Annotated in this window: 16 protein-coding genes; 13 read left to right on the top strand and 3 right to left on the bottom strand. The window is 68.6% G+C overall.

Features of this window, described 5'->3' with window-relative positions:
• Positions 1 to 22 precede the first annotated feature (22 nt).
• Positions 23 to 988: a DUF6566 family protein gene (locus BUB20358_RS17445; RefSeq protein ID WP_035973608.1), complete on the top strand. Its 966-nt coding sequence runs from the start codon at positions 23 to 25 to the stop codon at positions 986 to 988.
• 128 nt (positions 989 to 1,116) lie between these two features.
• Here the strand turns inward: BUB20358_RS17445 and BUB20358_RS17435 are convergent, their stop codons facing one another.
• Positions 1,117 to 2,643 (bottom strand): mannose-1-phosphate guanylyltransferase/mannose-6-phosphate isomerase, encoded by a 1,527-nt coding sequence (locus BUB20358_RS17435; protein WP_035973610.1) that lies wholly within the window; start codon positions 2,641 to 2,643, stop codon positions 1,117 to 1,119.
• On the opposite strand from BUB20358_RS17435, the gene BUB20358_RS17430 reads away from it, so the two are divergent.
• The 11 genes from BUB20358_RS17430 (at position 2,642) to BUB20358_RS17380 (ending at position 15,881) form a co-directional block, all read left to right on the top strand.
• A complete protein-coding gene (locus BUB20358_RS17430) occupies positions 2,642 to 2,845 on the top strand; it encodes a hypothetical protein (RefSeq protein ID WP_158380445.1) in 204 nt (67 codons plus the stop codon). The genes BUB20358_RS17435 and BUB20358_RS17430 overlap by 2 nt on opposite strands.
• Before the next feature lie 222 nt (positions 2,846 to 3,067).
• Complete coding sequence (locus BUB20358_RS17425; RefSeq protein ID WP_035975108.1) at positions 3,068 to 4,441, top strand: undecaprenyl-phosphate glucose phosphotransferase; 1,374 nt, start codon at positions 3,068 to 3,070, stop codon at positions 4,439 to 4,441.
• A gap of 70 nt (positions 4,442 to 4,511) precedes the next feature.
• The gene (locus BUB20358_RS17420) at positions 4,512 to 5,924 is read left to right on the top strand and encodes a UDP-glucose dehydrogenase family protein (protein WP_006765450.1); all 1,413 of its coding nucleotides are present in this window, start codon (positions 4,512 to 4,514) and stop codon (positions 5,922 to 5,924) included.
• A 37-nt stretch (positions 5,925 to 5,961) separates the two neighbouring features.
• Positions 5,962 to 6,405, top strand: a complete 444-nt coding sequence (locus BUB20358_RS17415; RefSeq protein WP_006765451.1) for a low molecular weight protein-tyrosine-phosphatase — start codon at positions 5,962 to 5,964, stop codon at positions 6,403 to 6,405.
• A complete protein-coding gene (locus BUB20358_RS17410) occupies positions 6,399 to 7,577 on the top strand; it encodes a polysaccharide biosynthesis/export family protein (RefSeq protein WP_035973612.1) in 1,179 nt (392 codons plus the stop codon). Before BUB20358_RS17415 ends, BUB20358_RS17410 begins: the two co-directional genes overlap by 7 nt.
• Before the next feature lie 50 nt (positions 7,578 to 7,627).
• On the top strand, positions 7,628 to 9,853 hold the full coding sequence (locus tag BUB20358_RS17405) for a polysaccharide biosynthesis tyrosine autokinase (protein ID WP_006765453.1): 2,226 nt from the start codon (positions 7,628 to 7,630) through the stop codon (positions 9,851 to 9,853).
• Between the two features lie 62 nt (positions 9,854 to 9,915).
• Positions 9,916 to 10,875, top strand: coding sequence for a glycosyltransferase family 2 protein (locus tag BUB20358_RS17400; protein WP_035973614.1), 960 nt, complete (start codon positions 9,916 to 9,918; stop codon positions 10,873 to 10,875).
• Between the two features lie 44 nt (positions 10,876 to 10,919).
• Positions 10,920 to 12,056: a glycosyltransferase family 4 protein gene (locus tag BUB20358_RS17395; RefSeq protein WP_035973617.1), complete on the top strand. Its 1,137-nt coding sequence runs from the start codon at positions 10,920 to 10,922 to the stop codon at positions 12,054 to 12,056.
• A gap of 11 nt (positions 12,057 to 12,067) precedes the next feature.
• On the top strand, positions 12,068 to 13,534 hold the full coding sequence (locus BUB20358_RS17390) for an O-antigen ligase family protein (protein WP_006765456.1): 1,467 nt from the start codon (positions 12,068 to 12,070) through the stop codon (positions 13,532 to 13,534).
• The gene (locus tag BUB20358_RS17385) at positions 13,531 to 14,715 is read left to right on the top strand and encodes a glycosyltransferase family 4 protein (protein ID WP_006765457.1); all 1,185 of its coding nucleotides are present in this window, start codon (positions 13,531 to 13,533) and stop codon (positions 14,713 to 14,715) included. Before BUB20358_RS17390 ends, BUB20358_RS17385 begins: the two co-directional genes overlap by 4 nt.
• Entirely contained in the window at positions 14,715 to 15,881 is a 1,167-nt protein-coding gene (locus tag BUB20358_RS17380; RefSeq protein ID WP_035975110.1) for a glycosyltransferase family 4 protein, read from the top strand. The genes BUB20358_RS17385 and BUB20358_RS17380 overlap by 1 nt, the downstream gene beginning before the upstream one ends.
• Before the next feature lie 222 nt (positions 15,882 to 16,103).
• Here the strand turns inward: BUB20358_RS17380 and BUB20358_RS17375 are convergent, their stop codons facing one another.
• Positions 16,104 to 16,871, bottom strand: a complete 768-nt coding sequence (locus tag BUB20358_RS17375) for a helix-turn-helix transcriptional regulator (RefSeq protein ID WP_006765458.1) — start codon at positions 16,869 to 16,871, stop codon at positions 16,104 to 16,106.
• Between the two features lie 26 nt (positions 16,872 to 16,897).
• A complete protein-coding gene (locus tag BUB20358_RS17370; protein ID WP_006765459.1) occupies positions 16,898 to 17,239 on the bottom strand; it encodes an FKBP-type peptidyl-prolyl cis-trans isomerase in 342 nt (113 codons plus the stop codon).
• A 565-nt stretch (positions 17,240 to 17,804) separates the two neighbouring features.
• On the opposite strand from BUB20358_RS17370, the gene BUB20358_RS17365 reads away from it, so the two are divergent.
• Entirely contained in the window at positions 17,805 to 18,722 is a 918-nt protein-coding gene (locus BUB20358_RS17365; RefSeq protein ID WP_006765460.1) for a metal-dependent hydrolase, read from the top strand.
• Positions 18,723 to 18,988 lie beyond the last annotated feature (266 nt).

Genomic DNA, 18,988 nt, shown 5'->3' with positions numbered 1-18,988 from the left:
GCCTGGCTGCGTGGAGAGATCTATGTTCTTCGATGAGCTTACCGATGAAGAGTGGTTTCGTCTTTCACCGCTGATCGCCGATGAACCCATCCGGCTGAACCGGCGAGGCCGTCCACGCGCCGAACCCCGCGTCGTTGCGAACGCGGTGCTCTGGATCCTCACGACCGGCGAAGCGTGGTCCAAGCTGCCCGGCCGCTATCCGTCCGGGCCGACGTGCCGCCGCCGCTATGAAGAGTGGCTCGCGAACGGCACGCTGCTGAAGATGATCGACGTGCTCACCCAGTTCAGCGGCCGCACGTTCGCCTATATTCCGCCGCCGCCGGAACCGGTCGCGCCCGCGCGCCGCGCGGAACCCGCGCCCGACAACGACCGTCTGCGAGGCGTGTTCTGGCAAAACCCCGAGTCGTGGCAATTGCCGGTTGCACACGCAAACGTTTGGGGTGCGCCGCGTGCGTCGCTGTCGTCCGTATCGCGCGACGACACCGACGAACTGCGCGACGAATCGCATGACGAAACCTGCCGCTCGTCGTTCGTGGTGCCCGGTACGCCGGCCGCGGCGATGCGTCATGCGCGGCCATCGGCGGCGAGCTTCGGGTCGGCGGAGCCGCAGGTCGACGAATATCGCGGCTATACGATCTACGGCATCGCGCGGCCGGTGCAGAACCTGATGTATCGCGCGTGGGCCGAGATCGTGCAGGACGATCGGCGCGTCGAGCGCTCGGGCCTGATCGGCCCGCGCTTCACCGATCCCGACGCGGCCGAGCAGTACGCGCTCGAATGGGCGCGCCAGTGGATCGATCGCCACGGCGCGAGCGATGCGCCCGCACGTGCGCCGCAAAGCGAAGTGCTCGCCGGGTTGTCGGCGCTCGCGCGTGCGGAGTCGGACATCAAGCGCTTCATCGCCGAGCGTCGCGCAGGTGCGCTGTCCGAGAGCCGCAACGATCCGGTTCAGGCCGATCGCCACGAGTACGCGTACCGCGTCGGCTGATCGTTTCGCCGCACGGCGCGCGGTCGCACGATGCGATGCCGGCGCCGCGCCGCGGTTCTTCGATGTGCTCGACGACGAGACGGGCGCACCGCCTTCGAAGCGGTGCGCCCGTCTCGCATTGGATCACATCACTGCCGGCCGTACGTATCGTCGAAGCGGACGATGTCGTCCTCGCCGAGATACGCGCCCGACTGCACCTCGATCAGCTCGAGCGGCATCTTGCCGGGGTTCTCGAGACGATGCGACACGCCGAGCGGGATGTACGTCGATTCGTTCTCGGACAGCAGGAACGTTTCGTCGCCGCGCGTGATGCGCGCGGTGCCGCGCACGACGATCCAGTGCTCCGCGCGGTGATGATGCATCTGCAGCGACAGCCGCGCGCCCGGCTTCACGACGATGCGCTTCACCTGAAAGCGCTCGCCCATGTCGACCGAGTCGTAGTGGCCCCACGGACGATGCACCTTGCGATGATCGGTCGCCTCGGCGCCGTGCTCGGCCTTGATGCGTCCGACGATCTTCTTCACGTCCTGCACGCACGACTTGTCCGCGACGAGCACCGCGTCGGGCGTCTCGACGACGACCAGGTTCTGCGTGCCGACGCACGCGACGAGCCGGCTTTCCGCATGCGCGAACGTCGATGCGGCGTTTTCGAACAGCACGTGGCCGCGGCCGACGTTCGCCGCATCGTCCTTCGGCAGGATCTGCCAGATCGCGTCCCACGAGCCGACGTCCGACCAGCCCGCATCGAGCGGCACGACGACGCTTTCGCACAGGTCGGGGCGGCTCGCGAGCGGCTCCATCACCGCGTAGTCGATCGAGTTCGACGGCGACGCGGCGAATGCGTCGCGATCGACGCGGAAGAAGTCGCCGTCGGCCTTGCCTTGCGCGACGGCGCGCTCGCACGCCGCGTGGATTTCCGGTTCGAGTTCGCGGATCGCGTTCAGCCACACCGACGCGCGCACGATGAAGATCCCGCTGTTCCACCAGTATTCGCCGGACGCGACGTATTGCTGCGCGAGTTCGAGATGCGGCTTCTCGACGAAGCGGTCGAGGCGGCGCACGTCGAGGTCGCCCGTGCCGGCATCGCCGAGCGGCGTGCCGACGCGGATGTAGCCGTAGCCGGTTTCCGCGCGCGTCGGCACGATGCCCATCGTCGCGATCCGGCCTTGCGCCGCGCAATGCACGCCGGCGGCGACGGCCGCATGAAAGCGCGGCAGGTCGGCGACCGCATGATCGGCCGGCATCACGGTCATCACCGCATCGCGGCCGTCGGCGGCGATCTTCATCGCGGCGAGCGTCAGCGCGGGCGCGGTGTCGCGGCCGAGCGGCTCGAGCATGATCGTCGCGCGCTTGCCGGTCACGCGCAGCTGCTCGGCGGTCGTGAAGCGGTGATCCTCGCCGCACACGATCAGTACGTCGTCGTTCACCGGCAGGCCGGCAGCGAGCCCGTCGAGACGCAGCGCGGTCGACTGCAGCAGCGAATGCTCGCCGAGCAGGCCGATCAGCTGTTTCGGATAGTGCTCGCGCGACATCGGCCACAGGCGCGTGCCGGAGCCGCCCGCGAGGATCACCGGCTGCACGGCGACGCGCGCACCGGCGGCGGTCGCGGCGGAAGAAGAAGGGCGCGTATCGGCTGCGACGGCCGGAGCATTCATGACACTCTCCTCGATTGAAGTCAGTGTTGCCGTTGTAGCACGAAGTAAATCGACAATAAAACCGGCCCGCTCGCCGGATATTCGCGAAATCGCCGTTCGTGAAAAATTGACGAGTTCGTATCGGATGCAAATAAAAAAATCAAAAATAATTCCGGGAATCGGCTGGATGCGGCCGCCGCACAAGGATTCCGGCAAATCGTAAAGCGTTCGAAAATGTCGCGCGCGACGATCGGACCGGGAAAACCTGCCGATTTGAATTGGCCGGATCGCGGCAATAATTTCCGATTATTTTTCGAAATACTTGTGCGCTTGAGAGGCGATTTTCTTGCCGGTTCAATAGCGTCATGCAACGTTTGAATCGAAAGTGCGGCACCGGCTGCACGAGGAGCTGTTCGGCAAACGCCTGTTCAAAGAGGAAGCGAACATGTTGAGCGTGCTGGCGAGAGTCATCGACATCGCGATGGTGGTGACCGGCGCAATGATCGCCGCGGCGCTGCACCGCGGCAGCATCGCGCTCAGCGACCTGCAGCGCACGATGGTGCTGTTCGACTGCCTGCTCGTCGTCGTGTGTTTTCCGGCATTCGGCATCTATCAGTCGTGGCGCGGCAAGCGTCTCGTCGCGCTGATGGGCCGCGTTGCATCCGCGTGGCTCGCGGTCGAGCTCGCCGGGATCCTGATGAGTTTCAGCTTTCACCAGTCGGGCGAGCTGTCGCGACTGTGGCTCGGCTACTGGGCGCTCGCGACGATGGGGCTGCTCGCCGGCTCGAAAGCATGCGTGCACGCGGTGCTGCGGCAGCTGCGCCGCGGCGGCTACAACCTGAAGGCGGTCGCGATCGTCGGCGGCACGCCGGCCGCGCGGCGGCTGATCGCGCAGATGCGCGCGCGGCCGGAGGCGGGCTTCAATCCGGTATGCGTCTACGACGAGAACGCGGCGCCGAGCGAAGTGGCGCTCGACGACGTGCGCATCGAGCGGCAGTTCGAATCGCTCGTGTGGCTCGTGCGCAGTCGCGCGATCCGCGAGCTGTGGCTCACGCTGCCGATCTCGGAGGAGCGACGCATTCACCAGATCGTCACGGTGTTTCGCGACGACTTCGTGAACATCCGCTTCATTCCGGACGTGCGCAGCCTGTCGTTCTTCAACCAGGAAGTGGTCGAGGTGCTCGGCGTGCCGGCGATCAACCTCGCGGCGTCGCCGATCACCGACGTGCGGATCCTGCCGAAGTTCGTGTTCGACCGGCTGTTCGCGCTGGTCGCGCTGACGATGCTCGCGCCGCTGATGCTGGCGATCGCGTGCCTGATCAAGCTGACGTCGCCGGGGCCGGTGTTTTTCCGCCAGAAGCGCAAGGGGATCGACGGGCACGAGTTCGAGATCTACAAGTTCCGCTCGATGAAGGTGCATCAGGAAGCGTCGGGCACCGTCACGCAGGCGACGCGCAACGACTCGCGCGTGACGCCGGTCGGCCGGTTCCTGCGGCGCACGAGCCTCGACGAGCTGCCGCAGTTCATCAACGTGCTGAAGGGCGAGATGTCGGTCGTCGGGCCGCGCCCGCATGCGCTCGCGCACGACGACATCTACAAGGATCTGGTCAAGGGCTACATGTTCCGCTACCGGATCAAGCCGGGCATCACCGGCTGGGCGCAGATCAACGGCTTTCGCGGCGAGACCGACCAGATCGAGAAGATGATGGGACGCGTGAAGCTCGATCTGTACTACATGCAGAACTGGTCGTTCTGGCTCGACATCAAGATCGTCGTGCTGACGCTGTGGAAAGGCTTCACCGGCAGCAACGCGTACTGATTCCCGTCGCGCGCGTGCGCCGATCTGGATTTACGAATTTCGAATCATTGGTCAAGAGGTCCGACACATCATGAATCTGACTATCATCGGCAGCGGTTACGTAGGTCTCGTCACCGGCGCCTGTCTCGCCGACATCGGGCACGACGTGTTCTGTCTCGACGTCGATCAGGCGAAGATCGACGTGCTGAACGGCGGCGGCGTGCCGATCCACGAGCCGGGCCTGAAGGAAGTGATCGCGCGCAACCGCTCGGCGGGCCGCCTGCGCTTCTCGACCGACGTCGAGGCGGCGGTCGCGCACGGCGACGTGCAGTTCATCGCCGTCGGCACGCCGCCCGACGAGGACGGCTCGGCCGATCTTCAATACGTGCTCGCGGCCGCGCGCAACATCGGCCGCTACATGACCGGCTTCAAGGTGATCGTCGACAAGTCGACGGTGCCGGTCGGCACCGCCGAGCGCGTGCGCGCGGCGGTGGCCGAGGAGCTCGCGAAGCGCGGCGAAGACGCGATGTTCTCGGTCGTGTCGAATCCGGAGTTCCTGAAGGAAGGCGCGGCGGTCGACGACTTCACGCGGCCGGACCGCATCGTGATCGGCTGCGACGACGACGTGCCGGGCGAGCGCGCGCGCGAGCTGATGAAGAAGCTGTATGCGCCGTTCAACCGCAACCACGAGCGCACGCTGTACATGGACGTGCGCTCCGCCGAATTCACGAAATACGCGGCGAACGCGATGCTCGCGACGCGCATCTCGTTCATGAACGAGCTCGCGAATCTCGCGGACCGCTTCGGCGCGGACATCGAATCCGTGCGTCGCGGGATCGGCTCCGATCCGCGCATCGGCTATCACTTCCTGTATGCGGGCTGCGGCTACGGCGGCTCATGCTTCCCGAAGGACGTCGAGGCGCTGATCCGTACCGCCGACGAGCACGGGCAATCGCTGCAGATCCTGAAGGCCGTGTCGTCGGTCAACGCCGCACAAAAGCGCGTGCTCGCCGACAAGATCGTCGCGCGCTTCGGCGAGGATCTGACCGGCCGCACGTTCGCGATCTGGGGCCTCGCGTTCAAGCCGAACACCGACGACATGCGCGAAGCGCCGAGCCGCGAGCTGATCGCGGAGCTGCTGTCGCGCGGCGCGCGCGTCGCCGCGTACGACCCGGTCGCGCAGCAGGAGGCGCGCCGCGTGCTCGCGCTCGATCTCGCGAGCCATCCGAGCTGGCTCGAGCGGCTCACGTTCGTCGACGACGAAGCGCAGGCCGCGCGCGACGCGGACGCGCTCGTGATCGTCACCGAATGGAAGGCGTTCAAGAGCCCCGACTTCGTCGCGCTCGGCCGCCTGTGGAAGGCGCCGGTGATCTTCGACGGCCGCAACCTGTACGAGCCGGACGCGATGAGCGAGCAGGGGATCGAATACCACCCGATCGGCCGTCCGGGCTCGCGTCAGGCCGTCGCGGCGCGCGCGCCGGGTGTCGCACGCGCGAGCGCGTAAGCCCCGCACCGTTACCCGTTACCCGATACGACACGCCATGTTCCGGAACATCCTGATCGTCTGCCATGCGAACGTCTGCCGCAGTCCGGTGGCCGAAGCGCTGTTCAAGTCGCATGCCGCGTCGCGCGGCGGCCCGCGCGTCACGTTCCACTCGGCGGGCGTGCGTGCGAACGACGGCGACGGCATCGATCCGGTGATGCGCAAGCTGCTCGCGGAGCGCGGCGTCGATGCGACGACGCATCGCTCGCGGCGGCTGTCGCGCCGGATCGTGCGCGACGCCGACCTGATTCTCGTCAGCGAGCGCGACCAGATCAAGGCCGTCGAATCGGTCGATCCGTTCGCGCGCGGCAAGGTGCACCTGCTGGGCAAGTGGGAGGACGCCGAGATTGCCGACCCGCATGGCGGCCCCGAGGCCGACTATCGGGAGAGCTGCTCATTGATCGAACGTCTGGTTCAAGGATGGCTGCAAAAACTATGCTGAAACGCTCGATGCGCCCGGTGGCGCTTGCCGTCGCGCTGACGACGTTCCTGTCGGCGTGCGCGACCGCGCCCGGCAACTATCTCGACTCGTCGAACCTGAAGGACGACGGCCGGCAGGGCGAGGCCGAAACCTATCCGGTTCATTACATCGACGCGAAGCTCGTGATGGACCAGCTGCAGAAGCTGCAGGTGTCGCATCCGCTGCCGCCGTCGCGCTACGCCGATCCGTCGCAGTACGTGTACCGCGTCGGCGCGCAGGACATCCTCGGCGTCACGGTGTGGGATCACCCGGAGCTGACGACGCCGCAGGGGCAGTCGTTCTCGAGCGGCGGCAACACGACGCAGTCGGTCGCCGGCGCGCTGCAGCAGCCGTATACGACCGCGCTGCCCGGCCAGGCCGATCCGTACGGACAGACGGTCGCCGCCGACGGGACGATCTATTTCCCGTTCGTCGGTCGCATACGCGCGGCCGGCAAGACGGTCGGGCAGATCCGCGACGAACTGACGTCGAGCCTCGCGCGCTACGTGAAGAACCCGCAGATCGACGTGCGCGTGCTGTCGTTCCGCAGCCAGAAGGTACAGGTGACCGGCGAGGTCAAGCAGCCGGGGCCGCTCGCGATCAGCGACGTGCCGCTCACGCTCGTCGACGCGATCTCGCGCTCCGGCGGCTCGACGGCCGAAGCCGACCTGCAGCGCGTGCGTCTCACGCGCGACGGCAAGCTGTACACGCTCGACGCGAACGGCCTGCTCGATCGCGGCGAAGTGCAGCAGAACGTGATGCTGCAGCCGGGCGACATCATCAACGTGCCGGACCGCAGCGACAGCCGCGTGTTCATCATGGGCGAGGTCAAGACGCCGGTCACGGTGCCGATGCTCAAGGGCCGGCTGACCATCGCCGACGCGCTGACCGCCGGCGGCGGGATCCTCGACACCGACGCGAACCCGCGCAAGATCTACGTGATGCGCGGGATGCGCGACAACCCGACGAAGCCCGAAGTGTTCCGTCTCGACATGACGCAGCCCGACGCGCTGATGCTGTCGAGCCGCTTCCCGCTTCAGCCGCTCGACGTCGTCTACGTGAGCACCGCGAGCTCGGTGCAGTTCAACCGCGTGCTGCAGCAGGTGCTGCCGACGATCCAGACGATCTTCTACATGCGGCAAATCACGCGCTGATAGCCCGCCGGGGCGGCATGCCCGCCCCGGCACCACTGAAGCGGGAACGAATGGTGAACACGCAAGCGAAACACTCCTACGCGGACCTCGGCGCGAAAACGGACGAAGAGGACGTCGTCCTCGGTCAGCTGCTGCAGGTGATCCTCGACGACATCTGGCTGCTGCTCGGCATCGCGGTGACGGTGGTCGCGCTCGCCGGCCTGTACTGCTACGTCGCGAAGCCCGTGTATCAGGCCGACGTGCACGTGCGCGTCGAAGGCAACGACAACACGACGCAGGCGCTCACGCAGACGCAGACGGGCGCGATGATCAACAGCGGCCCGCAGCAGGCGCCGACCGATGCGGAAATCGAGATCATCAAGAGCCGCGGCGTGGTCGCGCCGGTCGTCGAGCAGTTCAAGCTGAACTTCTCCGTCGTGCCGAAGACGCTGCCGCTGCTCGGCAGCCTCGCCGCGCGCATCGCGACGCCCGGCGAGCCGGCGCGGCCGTGGCTCGGGCTGAAGTCGTACGCGTGGGGCGGCGAGATCGCGGACGTCGATTCGGTCAGCGTCGTGCCCGCGCTCGAAGGCAAGAAGATGACGCTGACGGCCGGCCCGAACGGCACGTACACGCTCGCCGACGAGAACGGCGGCCGCCTGCTGACCGGACGCGTCGGCGAAGCGGCGCAGGGCGGCGGCGTGACGCTGCTCGTGTCGAAGCTCGTCGCGCGTCCCGGCACGCAGTTCACGGTGGTCCGCTACAACGATCTCGACGCGATCACCGGTTTCCAGGCCGGCCTCCAGGTGACCGAGCAGGGCAAGCAGACCGGCGTCGTGCAGATTTCGCTCGAAGGCAAGAACCCCGAGCAGACCGCGGCGATCGCGAACGCGCTCGCGCAGTCGTACCTGAACCAGCACGTGATCGCGAAGCAGGCGGAAGCGACCAAGATGCTCGAGTTCCTGAAGGGCGAGGAGCCGCGGCTGAAGGCCGACCTCGAACGCGCGGAAGCCGCGCTGACGCAGTATCAGCGCACGTCCGGCTCGATCAACGCGAGCGACGAAGCGAAGGTCTATCTGGAAGGCAGCGTGCAGTACGAGCAGCAGATCGCCGCGCAGCGGCTGCAGCTCGCGTCGCTCGCGCAGCGCTTCACCGATTCGCATCCGCTCGTGATCGCCGCGAAGCAGCAGCTGTCGGAGCTGCAGGCCGAGAAGGACAAGTTCAGCAACCGCTTCCGCAGCCTGCCGGCGACCGAAGTGAAGGCCGTGCAGCTGCAGCGCGACGCGAAGGTCGCCGAGGACATCTACGTGCTGCTGCTGAACCGCGTGCAGGAGCTGTCGGTGCAGAAGGCCGGCACGGGCGGCAACATCCATCTGGTCGATTCGGCGCTGCGTCCGGGCGACCCGGTCAAGCCGAAGAAGGTGCTGATCCTGTCGGCCGCGGTGTTCCTCGGGCTGATCCTCGGCACGGGCGTCGTGTTCCTGCGCCGCAACCTGTTCCAGGGCATCGAGGATCCGGACCGCATCGAGCGCACGTTCAACCTGCCGCTGTACGGCCTCGTGCCGCTGAGCGCCGAGCAGACGAAGCTCGATGCGGCGGCCGAGAAGAGCGGCGGCCGTGCGCGGCCGATCCTCGCGAGCCTGCGGCCGAAGGACCTCAGCGTCGAGAGCCTGCGCAGCCTGCGCACCGCGCTGCAGTTCGCGATGATGGACGCGAAGAACCGCGTGATCGTCCTCACCGGCCCGACGCCCGGCATCGGCAAGAGCTTTCTCGCGGTGAACCTCGCGGTGCTGCTCGCGCATTCGGGCAAGCGCGTGCTGCTGGTCGACGCCGACATGCGCCGCGGGCTGCTCGACCGCTACTTCGGACTCACGTCGCAGCCCGGCCTGTCGGAACTGCTGAGCGACCAGTCGTCGCTCGAGGAAGCGATCCGCGAGACGCCGGTGCAGGGGCTGTCGTTCATCGCGGCCGGCACGCGCCCGCCGAACCCGTCGGAGCTGCTGATGTCGTCGCGTCTGCCGCAATACCTGGAAGGGCTCGGCAAGCGCTACGACGTCGTGCTGGTCGACTCGCCGCCGGTGCTCGCGGTGACCGACGCGACGATCATCGGCCGCATGGCGGGCGCGACGTTCCTCGTGCTGCGCTCCGGCATGCACACCGAAGGCGAGATCGCCGACGCGATCAAGCGTCTGCGCACCGCCGGCGTCGATCTGGAAGGCGGCATCTTCAACGGCGTGCCGCCGAAGGCGCGCGGCTACGGCCGCGGCTATGCGGCCGTGCACGAATACCTGAGCGCGTGACCGCGTCGCACGAAACCGGGCCGGCGCGCATCGCGCCGGCGCGGCCGAATGGAGAACCATCGATGAAAATTTCCGTGCTCGTTCCGACCTATCGGCGTCCCGCCGATCTCGCGCGCTGCCTGCTCGCGCTGCAGCGGCAGCAGCGGCTGCCGGACGAGGTGATCGTGGTCGCGCGTCCGGAGGACGACGCGACGCACGAACGGCTCGCCGACCCGGCGGTCGGCGGCGCGCTGCCGCTGCGCGTCGTCGCGGTCGACGTGCCGGGGCAGGTCGCCGCGCTGAACAAGGGGCTCGACGTCGCGGCCGGCGACATCGTCGCGATCACCGACGACGATGCCGCGCCGCGCGCCGACTGGCTCGCGCGCGTCGAATCCACGTTCGCGGCCGACCCGCGCGTCGGCGCGGTCGGCGGCCGCGACTGGGTGCACGAGAAAGGCCGCGTGCTCGACGAGTCGCGCGAAGAGGTCGGCCGGATCACGCCGTGGGGCCGGCTCGTCGGCAATCATCACCTCGGCGTCGGCGGCGCGCGCGAAGTCGACATGCTGAAGGGCGCGAACATGAGCTATCGGCGCGCGGCGATCGAGCGCGTGCGTTTCGATACACGGCTGCGCGGCGCGGGCGCACAGGTGCACAACGATATGGCGTTCAGCATGCGCGTGCAGCGCGACGGCTGGAAGCTCGTCTACGACCCGGCGATCGCGGTCGACCATTTTCCGGCCGAGCGCTTCGACGACGATCGTCGCGACGCGGCGTCGCTGAACGCGATCAGCAACGGCGCGTACAACCTGCAGCTGACGTTGCGCGAGCATCTGCCGCCGCTGCGGCGCGAGATCGCGTGGTGGTGGTGGACGCTCGTCGGCACGCGCGTCTATCCGGGTCTCGCGCATCTGCTGCTGGCGCTGCCGACCGCGCGGCGCGGCCGCGTGCTCGCGCACTGGCGCGCGGTGCGCCGCGGCGCGCGCGACGCGCGCCGTGCCACCGTCGCGCCGCACCGTGCGGCGATGCCGACGGTGACGTCCTGAACGGGCTGCGCGACCGAGCGCGCGGCCGAACTCCGAGGGTCCGAATGACTGCAACCAAGGTACACGTCCACCTGTTTCACGGCGCCGATCCGCGTACCTACCGGAAAGGCGAGAACATCGGCTGCCTGTACGGTTATCACCATGCCGAATCCGACGAATTCCGGCTCACCTATTCGCAGGACGGGCGCGAGAACCGCGCGACGAGCATCGCGCGCCGCGCGCTGAAGGCGGCGCTCGGCTTCGATCTCGTGCATGCGTGGCGCAATCGCGCCGCGCTGCTGGACACCGACGTGATCTGGACGCACACCGAGCAGGAGCACCTCGCGGCCGCGCTGGTCCTGAAGCTCGCCGGCGCGCGCGGCAAGCGTCCGCTGCTGCTCGCGCAGAGCGTGTGGCTGTTCGACAAGTGGGAAAGCTTCGGCGGCCCGCGCCGCTGGCTGTACCGCAAGCTGCTCGCGCGCGCCGATGCGCTGACCACGCTCGCACGCGAGAACGCCGAGCTGTGCCGCCGCTATCTCGGGCGCGACGCGGAGTTCGTCTATTACGGGCTGAACACGCAGGATTTCCCGATCGGCGACCCGCAGCAGTGGCAGCCGAACCGGCCGCTGCGGATCGCGGCGATCGGCAACGACCGCGACCGCGACTGGCGCACGTTTCTCGCCGCGTTCGGCGGCGACGCGCGCTACGACGTGCGGCTCGCGACGCGGCGCCGCGTGCCGCGCGACTGGCATGCGCCGAACGTGAAGATCGGCTCGGCGTCGGGGCTCGCGAAGCAGCATGAACTCTATGCGTGGGCCGACGTGATCGTCGTGCCGCTGCGCCCGAACTTCCACGCGTCGGGCATTACCGTGATGCTCGAGGCGGCGGCGCTCGGCAAGCCGATGATCGTGTCCGACGTCGGCGGGCTGCGCGACTATTTCCCGCACGACACGGCCGCGTACGTGCCGCCGTTCGATTCGCACGCGCTGCGCGAGGCCGCCGACCGCTTCGCGAACGATCCGGCCGCCGCGCTCGCATGCGCGCGCGCGGCGGCCGCGTGCCTGCGCGAGCGCAACCTGACCACGCGGGCGTTCGCCGAGCAGCACGTGCGGATCACGCGCGACATGCTGCGCCGGCGCCGCACGCCGGCGGCCGCCGACGTCGCGATGCCGCTGGCCGATTCGACGCCTTCGTCGCGGTGAGCGCCGGATCGATGAGCACGATCGCTGCCGAACGCGCGCCGTCGCGCCGCCGCAAGTGGTTCGCCGAGCCCAGGCACTGGGCCGGCCAGGCCGGGCTGTGGACGTTCACGGCGGCGCTGATCGCGATCCACCAGGGCAAGGTGCTGACGCTGGCGTTTCCGGTGCTCGCGATCGCGGTCGGCCTGTGGCTGTACTTCAAGAGCCCCGCGCGCTACGTCGGCTTCATGTGGTGGGTGTGGTTCCTGAGCCCCGAAGTGCGGCGCCTCGCCGACTGGTCGAAGGGCGCGTTCACGCCGACGAGCCTGATCCAGGTCGCGCCGCTCGCGGTCACGATGATCGCCGGCCTCGGGCTGCTGCGGCATTACCGCGTGCTGTCGCAGCGGCGCGGGATTCCGGTGCTGCTGATCCTGTTCGGGCTCACGTATGCGTACCTCGTCGGGATCGTGTCGAGCGGCGTGATGGCCGCGACCTACGACCTCGCGAACTGGCTGTATCCGGTGCTGATCGGCTTTCACATCATGGTCAACGCGCGCAACTATCCCGAGTACCGCGACGTGCTGCTGTCGACGTTCATCTGGGGGATGCTCGTGATGGGGCTGTACGGGATCGTCCAGTACTTCGTGATGCCGCAGTGGGACGTGCTGTGGATGGTCGGCTCGCAGATGGGTTCGCAGGGCGAGCCGGTGCCTTACGGCGTGCGCGTGTTCAGCACGATGAACTCGTCGGGGCCGTTCGCGTTCGCGATGATGGGCGCGCTGGTGTTCGTGCTGGTCGCGCCGCAGAAGATCCGCTGGTTCGCGGGCGCCGCCGGCTTCGTGTCGTTCGCGCTGTGCCTCGTGCGTTCGACGTGGGGCGGATGGGTAATCGCGCTCGCGATCCAGCTCGTGCAGTCGAGCAATCGCGTGCGGATGCGGATCCTGATCAGCGGCGTCGTGCTGGTCGGCCTGTGCGTGCCGCTGCTCACGGTCGGCCCGGTGGCCGATCGTCTCGGCCAGCGGCTGCAGTCGATCGTGAACCTGAAGGACGATCGCAGCTACGACGACCGCAACAAGTTCTACGCGACCTTCGCGGAAACGGCGTTCACCGACGTCGCCGGCGAAGGGATGGGCGCGACCGGCGCGTCGACGAAGCTGTCGAGCGACAGCGGCGAGCTCGGCAAGTACGGCAGCTTCGACAGCGGCGTGATGAACGTGCCGTTCGTGCTCGGCTGGCCCGGCACGCTGCTGTATCTGGCCGGCGTCGTGATGCTGCTCGGCCGCACCGTGCGCGCGGCGTTCAAGCTGCGCGACGACAAGTTCGTCGGCGCTTGCCTGAGCCTGTGCCTGTCGGTGTTCGCGATGCTCGTGTTCACGAACTCGCTGATCGGCACGGGCGGCCTGCTGCTGTTTACCGCCATTTTTTCGATTCTTTCCGCGGCGCACTGGCAGAAGGCTCGCCGTCTGCCGGCCGTCGCGCGTTTACGGGGAGGCGACCATTGAGAATCGCGATCGTCACGCACGTCGTGCGTCATAACGACGGCCAGGGCCGCGTCAATTACGAAATCGCGCGCGCGGCGCTGGCCGAGAACTACGAGGTCACGCTCGTCGCGTCGCACGTCGCGCCGGAGCTGCTCGAGCATCCGCGCGTGCGCTGGGTGCCGGTGCAGGTCGGCCGCTTCTGGCCGTCGAACCTCGTCAGGCAGCAGGTGTTCGCGCTGAAGAGCGCGTGGTGGCTGCGCGCGCATCGCGACGCGTACGACGTGCTGCACGTGAACGGCTTCATCTCTTGGATCCGCGCCGACGTGAACACCGCGCACTTCGTGCACGGCGGCTGGTTCAAGAGCCCGTATTACCCGTTCGGGCTCACGAAGGGGCTGTGGTCGGCCTATCAGTACGTGTACACGCGCGTGAACACCGCGCTCGAGCGCTGGGCATACCGGCGCTCGCGCGCGATCACGGCGGTGTCGCAGAAGGTCGCCGACGAGATCCGCGGGCTCGGCATCGACGGCGGCAAGATCAGCGTGATCTACAACGGCGTCGACGGCAGCGCGTTCGCGGGCGCGCAGGCCGATCGCGCGGCGTTCAAGCTGCCGGACGACGCGTTCCTGCTGCTGTTCGTCGGCGATCTGCGCACGCCGCGCAAGAACCTCGGCACCGTGCTGAAGGCGCTGACGAAGCTGCCCGCGAACGTTCATCTGGCGGTGGCCGGCTATCTGCCCGGCAGCCCGTACCCGGACGAGGCGCGCGCGCTGGGCCTCGGCGCGCGCGTGCATTTTCTCGGGCTCGTGAAGAACATGCCGACGCTGATGCGCTCGGTCGACGCGTACGTGTTTCCGTCGCGCTACGAAGCGATGAGCCTGTCGCTGCTGGAGGCGATGGCGGCCGGGCTGCCGGTCGTCACCGCGCGCACCGCGGGCGGCGCGGAAATCATCACGCGCGAATGCGGCATCGTGCTGGAGGACCCGGACGATCCGGCCGCGCTCGCGGACGCGATCGGCTCGCTCGCCGCGTCGCGCGACACGTGCCGCGCGATGGGCGCCGCGGCACGCGAACTGATGACCCGTTTCGGCTGGGCGCACATGGGCGCCCAGTACGTTGCGCTCTACCGGCGCATCGGCCAACCCTCGCAGCCGTCCGCTTTCGAGCGGGTCGAGCCTGCGCTCACGCAGGAGCAATCGTGATGTCCCTTTCTTCCCGGCCGATCAAGTCGTTGCAGATCGGCATGCACTGGTTTCCCGAACGTGCGGGCGGCCTCGACCGGATGTACTACTCGCTCGTCGGCGCGCTGCCGGGCGCGGGCGTCGAAGTGCGCGGGCTCGTCGCCGGCTCGCCGAAGGTCGCCGACGACACGGGCGGTGCGATCCAGGGCTTCGGTCCCGCATCCGAGCCGCTCGCGCGGCGGATGCTCGCCGCACGGCGCGCGCTGCGCGATGCGGTCCGCAGCGCACGGCCGGACGTGATCTCGTCGCACTTCGCGCTGTACACGTTCCCCGGCCTCGACGTGACGCGCGGGATTCCGCAGGTGTCGCATTTCCAGGGGCCGTGGGCCGACGAGAGCCAGGTCGAGGGTGCCGCGTCGCTCGGTCAGCGCGCGAAGCGCTATCTGGAGCAGGCGGTCTATGCGCGCTCGTCGCGGCTGATCGTGCTGTCGCAGGCGTTCGGGCAGATCCTCACGCAGCGCTACGGGATCGATCCGTCGCGCGTGCGCGTGATTCCGGGCTGCGTCGACACCGCGCAGTTCGACACGCCGCTCACGCCGGGCGAAGCGCGGCAGCGGCTGCAGTTGCCGCAGGACCGGCCGATCGTGCTCGCCGTGCGCCGGCTCGTGCGGCGCATGGGGCTGGAGGATCTCGTCGACGCGATCGGTATCGTCAAGCAGCGCCATCCGGACGTGCTGCTGCTGATCGCCGGCAAGGGCAAGCTCGCCGACGAACTGCAGCAGCGCATCGACGCCGCGGGGCTGCAGGACAACGTGAAGCTGCTCGGCTTCGTGCCCGACCAGCATCTGGCCGCGCTGTACCGCGCGGCGACGGTCAGCGTCGTGCCGACCGTCGCGCTCGAGGGCTTCGGGCTGATCACCGTCGAATCGCTCGCGTCCGGCACGCCGGTGCTCGTGACGCCGGTCGGCGGGCTGCCGGAGGCGGTCGCCGGGCTGTCGAACGATCTCGTGCTGCCGTCGACCGGTGCCGACGCGATCGCCGAAGGGCTCGGCGCGGCGCTGTCGGGCGCGATCAAGCTGCCCGACGAAGCGGCGTGCAAGCGCTATGCGCGCGAGCATTTCGACAACGCGGTGATCGCGCGACGCGTCGCCGGCGTGTACGAGGAGGCGATCCAGGCGGCGGGCTGAGCGTCGCGGCGTGTTCGATGTTGCGTGTTGCGTCGGCGCCCGCGTGTGCGCCGATGCGAAGCGCGAACCGGCGGGCGTGGCGCGGCCGGTTCGCGAGCCGGCCGCCCGATCCGGGCGAGCCGGCTTTTTTTCGTCGTCCGGCGGCGCGGCGTGGGCGCTGCATCGCGATCGCGACGAACTGGCCGCGCGGTCGATGCGTCAGCCCGTCAATGCGTCAGCGCATCAGTGCCGCTCACCGCGCCAACGGCCTGGCGCGACGCCGAAGCGTTTCGTGAACGCGTGCGTGAACGTGCTTTGATCCGCGAAGCCGACGAGGCCGGCGATATCGACGAGCGAATGGCGGCCGTCCGCGAGCAGCACGACCGCGGTATCGAGCCGCAGCCGCTGCAGGTAGCGATGCGGCGTTTCGCCGAATGCGTCGACGAACAGTTGATGAAACCGGCGCATCCCGTAGCCGCAATGCGCGGCGAGATCGGCGATGCGCAGCGGCTCCGCGAGACGCGCGCGCAGCCAGCGGTCGATGCGCGCGAAGTCGAGGCCCGATGCGGGCGCGGCGACGCCGGCATCGTCGAGCAGCGCGTCGCACAGCCGCGCGGCCGCCTGCCACTGAAAGCGACGCGGGTGCTGCGCGTCGCCGGCGTGCTCGTCGTCGAGCCGCACGGCGGCGGCGATCTGCGCGACGAGCGCGGTCAGCGACGGATCGATCGCGACGGCGCGCGCGCGGTCGAACAGCCGCTGCGGCACTGCGAGCGACGCGGCCGGCAGATCGATCACGAGCTGGCGATTGTCGCCGAGGCCCGCGTAGTCGTGCCGCGCGCCGGCCGGAATCAGCCACGCCGCGTGCCGGTCGATGCGCTGGCCGACGCCGTCGACGGCCATCACCATCGCGCCGTCGACGCCGAGCACGACCTGATGGAAGTCGTGCACGTCGGACGCTTCGCGCGCATCGTAGCGGCGCAGCGCGATCGCGGGGGACGGGATGCGTGCCATCGACGGCGCGTCGGCCGGGTGCGGCGTCAGACGGCGAGCAGTTCGACTTCGAACACGAGCGTCGCATTCGGCGGAATCACGCCGCCCGCGCCGCGCACGCCGTAGCCGAGTTGCGGCGGAATCGTCAGGCGCCGCACGCCGCCGACCTTCATGCCCTGCACGCCTTCGTCCCAGCCCTTGATGACCATGCCGCCGCCGAGCACGAACGCGAACGGGTCGTTGCGGTCCTTGCTCGAATCGAACTTCTGGCCGTCGGTCAGCCAGCCCGTGTAGTGAACGCTGACCGTCTGGCCCGCTTGCGCTTCCGCGCCGGTGCCTTCGGTCAGGTCTTCGATTTTGAGGCCCGATGCGGTCGTGGTGGCAGACATGACTTCTCCTGAAAAGGGTTCGGTAAAGCCGCTATTGTAGGCGAGCGGGCTGACGGTCGTGGCGCGCGGCCGGCGCGCCGCGCGTCCGCGTCGCGACCGCGGCCGCGTAGCGCCGGAGACGGCGATGGAACGCGCGTTTGAATCTGTCGCGAGCGATGCGGAAGCAGTCGCTCGATTCGGGTGCGCCGCGCGTGCGAAGCGCGGCGCTCACGGCGATCGACGGCGCGCGGCGCCGCTGCTGCCGGATGCCGCAACACGCCCGTCGCGCGGGGCGGCGGCGGCGATCGCGATCGCCGCGGCCCGCACCTGCGGACGCGCGCACGATCGGCCGTGCGCGTTCGAATCGGCACGTCGGCACACGCCGTCGACGCGTATTTTTCTCCGCGTTTTCGACCGTGCGCCGTTTGGAAGCGCGCATCTACCGCGCGGCTTGCACGCGCAGACGGCCGCAGCCTATCTTTACAGCTGTCGATGTCAGGATTCCGGCGCGCTGCAACGCGCCGACAGCATGCGGCAGGCCGCCACGAGCGCGCCGGGCCGCCCAGCAACGAGGAGAACGACGAACATGAAGTCAGCCGCTTGCGCGACCGCTGCCGAACCGATGCCGGTGCGCCGCGACCTGCGCTTCGAGCTGCCGGTCGAACGCGTGAAGGACTGGCACGGCCACGGGCCGCACGTCACGCATTTCTTCAACGCGCTGTCGCTGCTGTTTCCGGCCGGCGAGCGTTTCTTCATGGATTCGGTGCGCAACTATCGCGACCGGATCGACGATCCGGTGCTGAAGCGGCAGGTGCTCGGCTTCATCGGCCAGGAAGCGATGCATACGCGCGAACACGTCGAATACAACGAACTGATGCAGGCGCGCCGGCTGCCCGCGCGCAAGCTCGACCGGCGTGTGTGGGCGGTGCTCGGCTACCTGAAGCGCAAGCTGCCGCATTCGATGCAGCTCGCGCATACGGTCGCGGCCGAACATTACACCGCGATGCTCGCGGACTGGGTGCTGCGCGATCCGACACGCTTCGAAGGGTCGGTCGACGGCTATCGGCAGATGTGGCTGTGGCACGCGCTCGAGGAAACCGAGCACAAGGCCGTGTCGTTCGACGTGTGGAACGCCGTGACGAAACCCGGCCTGCGCCGCTATCTGATCCGGATCGGCGTGTATCTGATCACGACGCTGACGTTCTGGCCGACCGTGTTCCTGATCCACACGACGCTGCTGTCGCGCGATCGCGACGTCACGCGCCGCGTGCGCGGGATGTTGCGGATGATCGCGTACCTGTACGGGCCGCGTCGCGGACTGTTCCCGTGCATCGCGCGCGAATGGCTGAGCTTTTTCCGGCCCGGCTTCCATCCGTGGGATCACGACAACCGCCATCATCTCGCGCGCGTCGACGCGCTCGTTGCCGCGTACGGCGAACGCGGCGGCACGCCGGCCGGCCGCGGTCGCGCGAACGTGCCGGCGCCGCTGTCGTCCGCGCGCTGACGTCTACCGCCTCATCCCCCGAATCCGCCGCTCGCGCGCTTCCCGCCCGCCTTCCGCATCCCGTGCTACCGGGATAACACCCATCTAGCCGCGCGGCGGCCGCATCGATATACCGTTCAGGAAAGGGGCTGCCGCGGCGCGCGGATCGAGTTTATTGCGCCGGGGGATTTTATTCGGACGGAAATGCGGCCAATATGTCGGTTCGATCGAGGTCCGTCGTACGCGGCCGCGAGCCGGCGCGCGATACCAACGCCAAGCGGGGAATA

It is taken from the genome of Burkholderia dolosa (assembly GCF_902499135.1).
Lineage (GTDB): Bacteria > Pseudomonadota > Gammaproteobacteria > Burkholderiales > Burkholderiaceae > Burkholderia > Burkholderia dolosa.
Note: the sequence above shows the minus strand (reverse complement) of the source record. Positions and strands in the feature narration are given on the sequence as shown.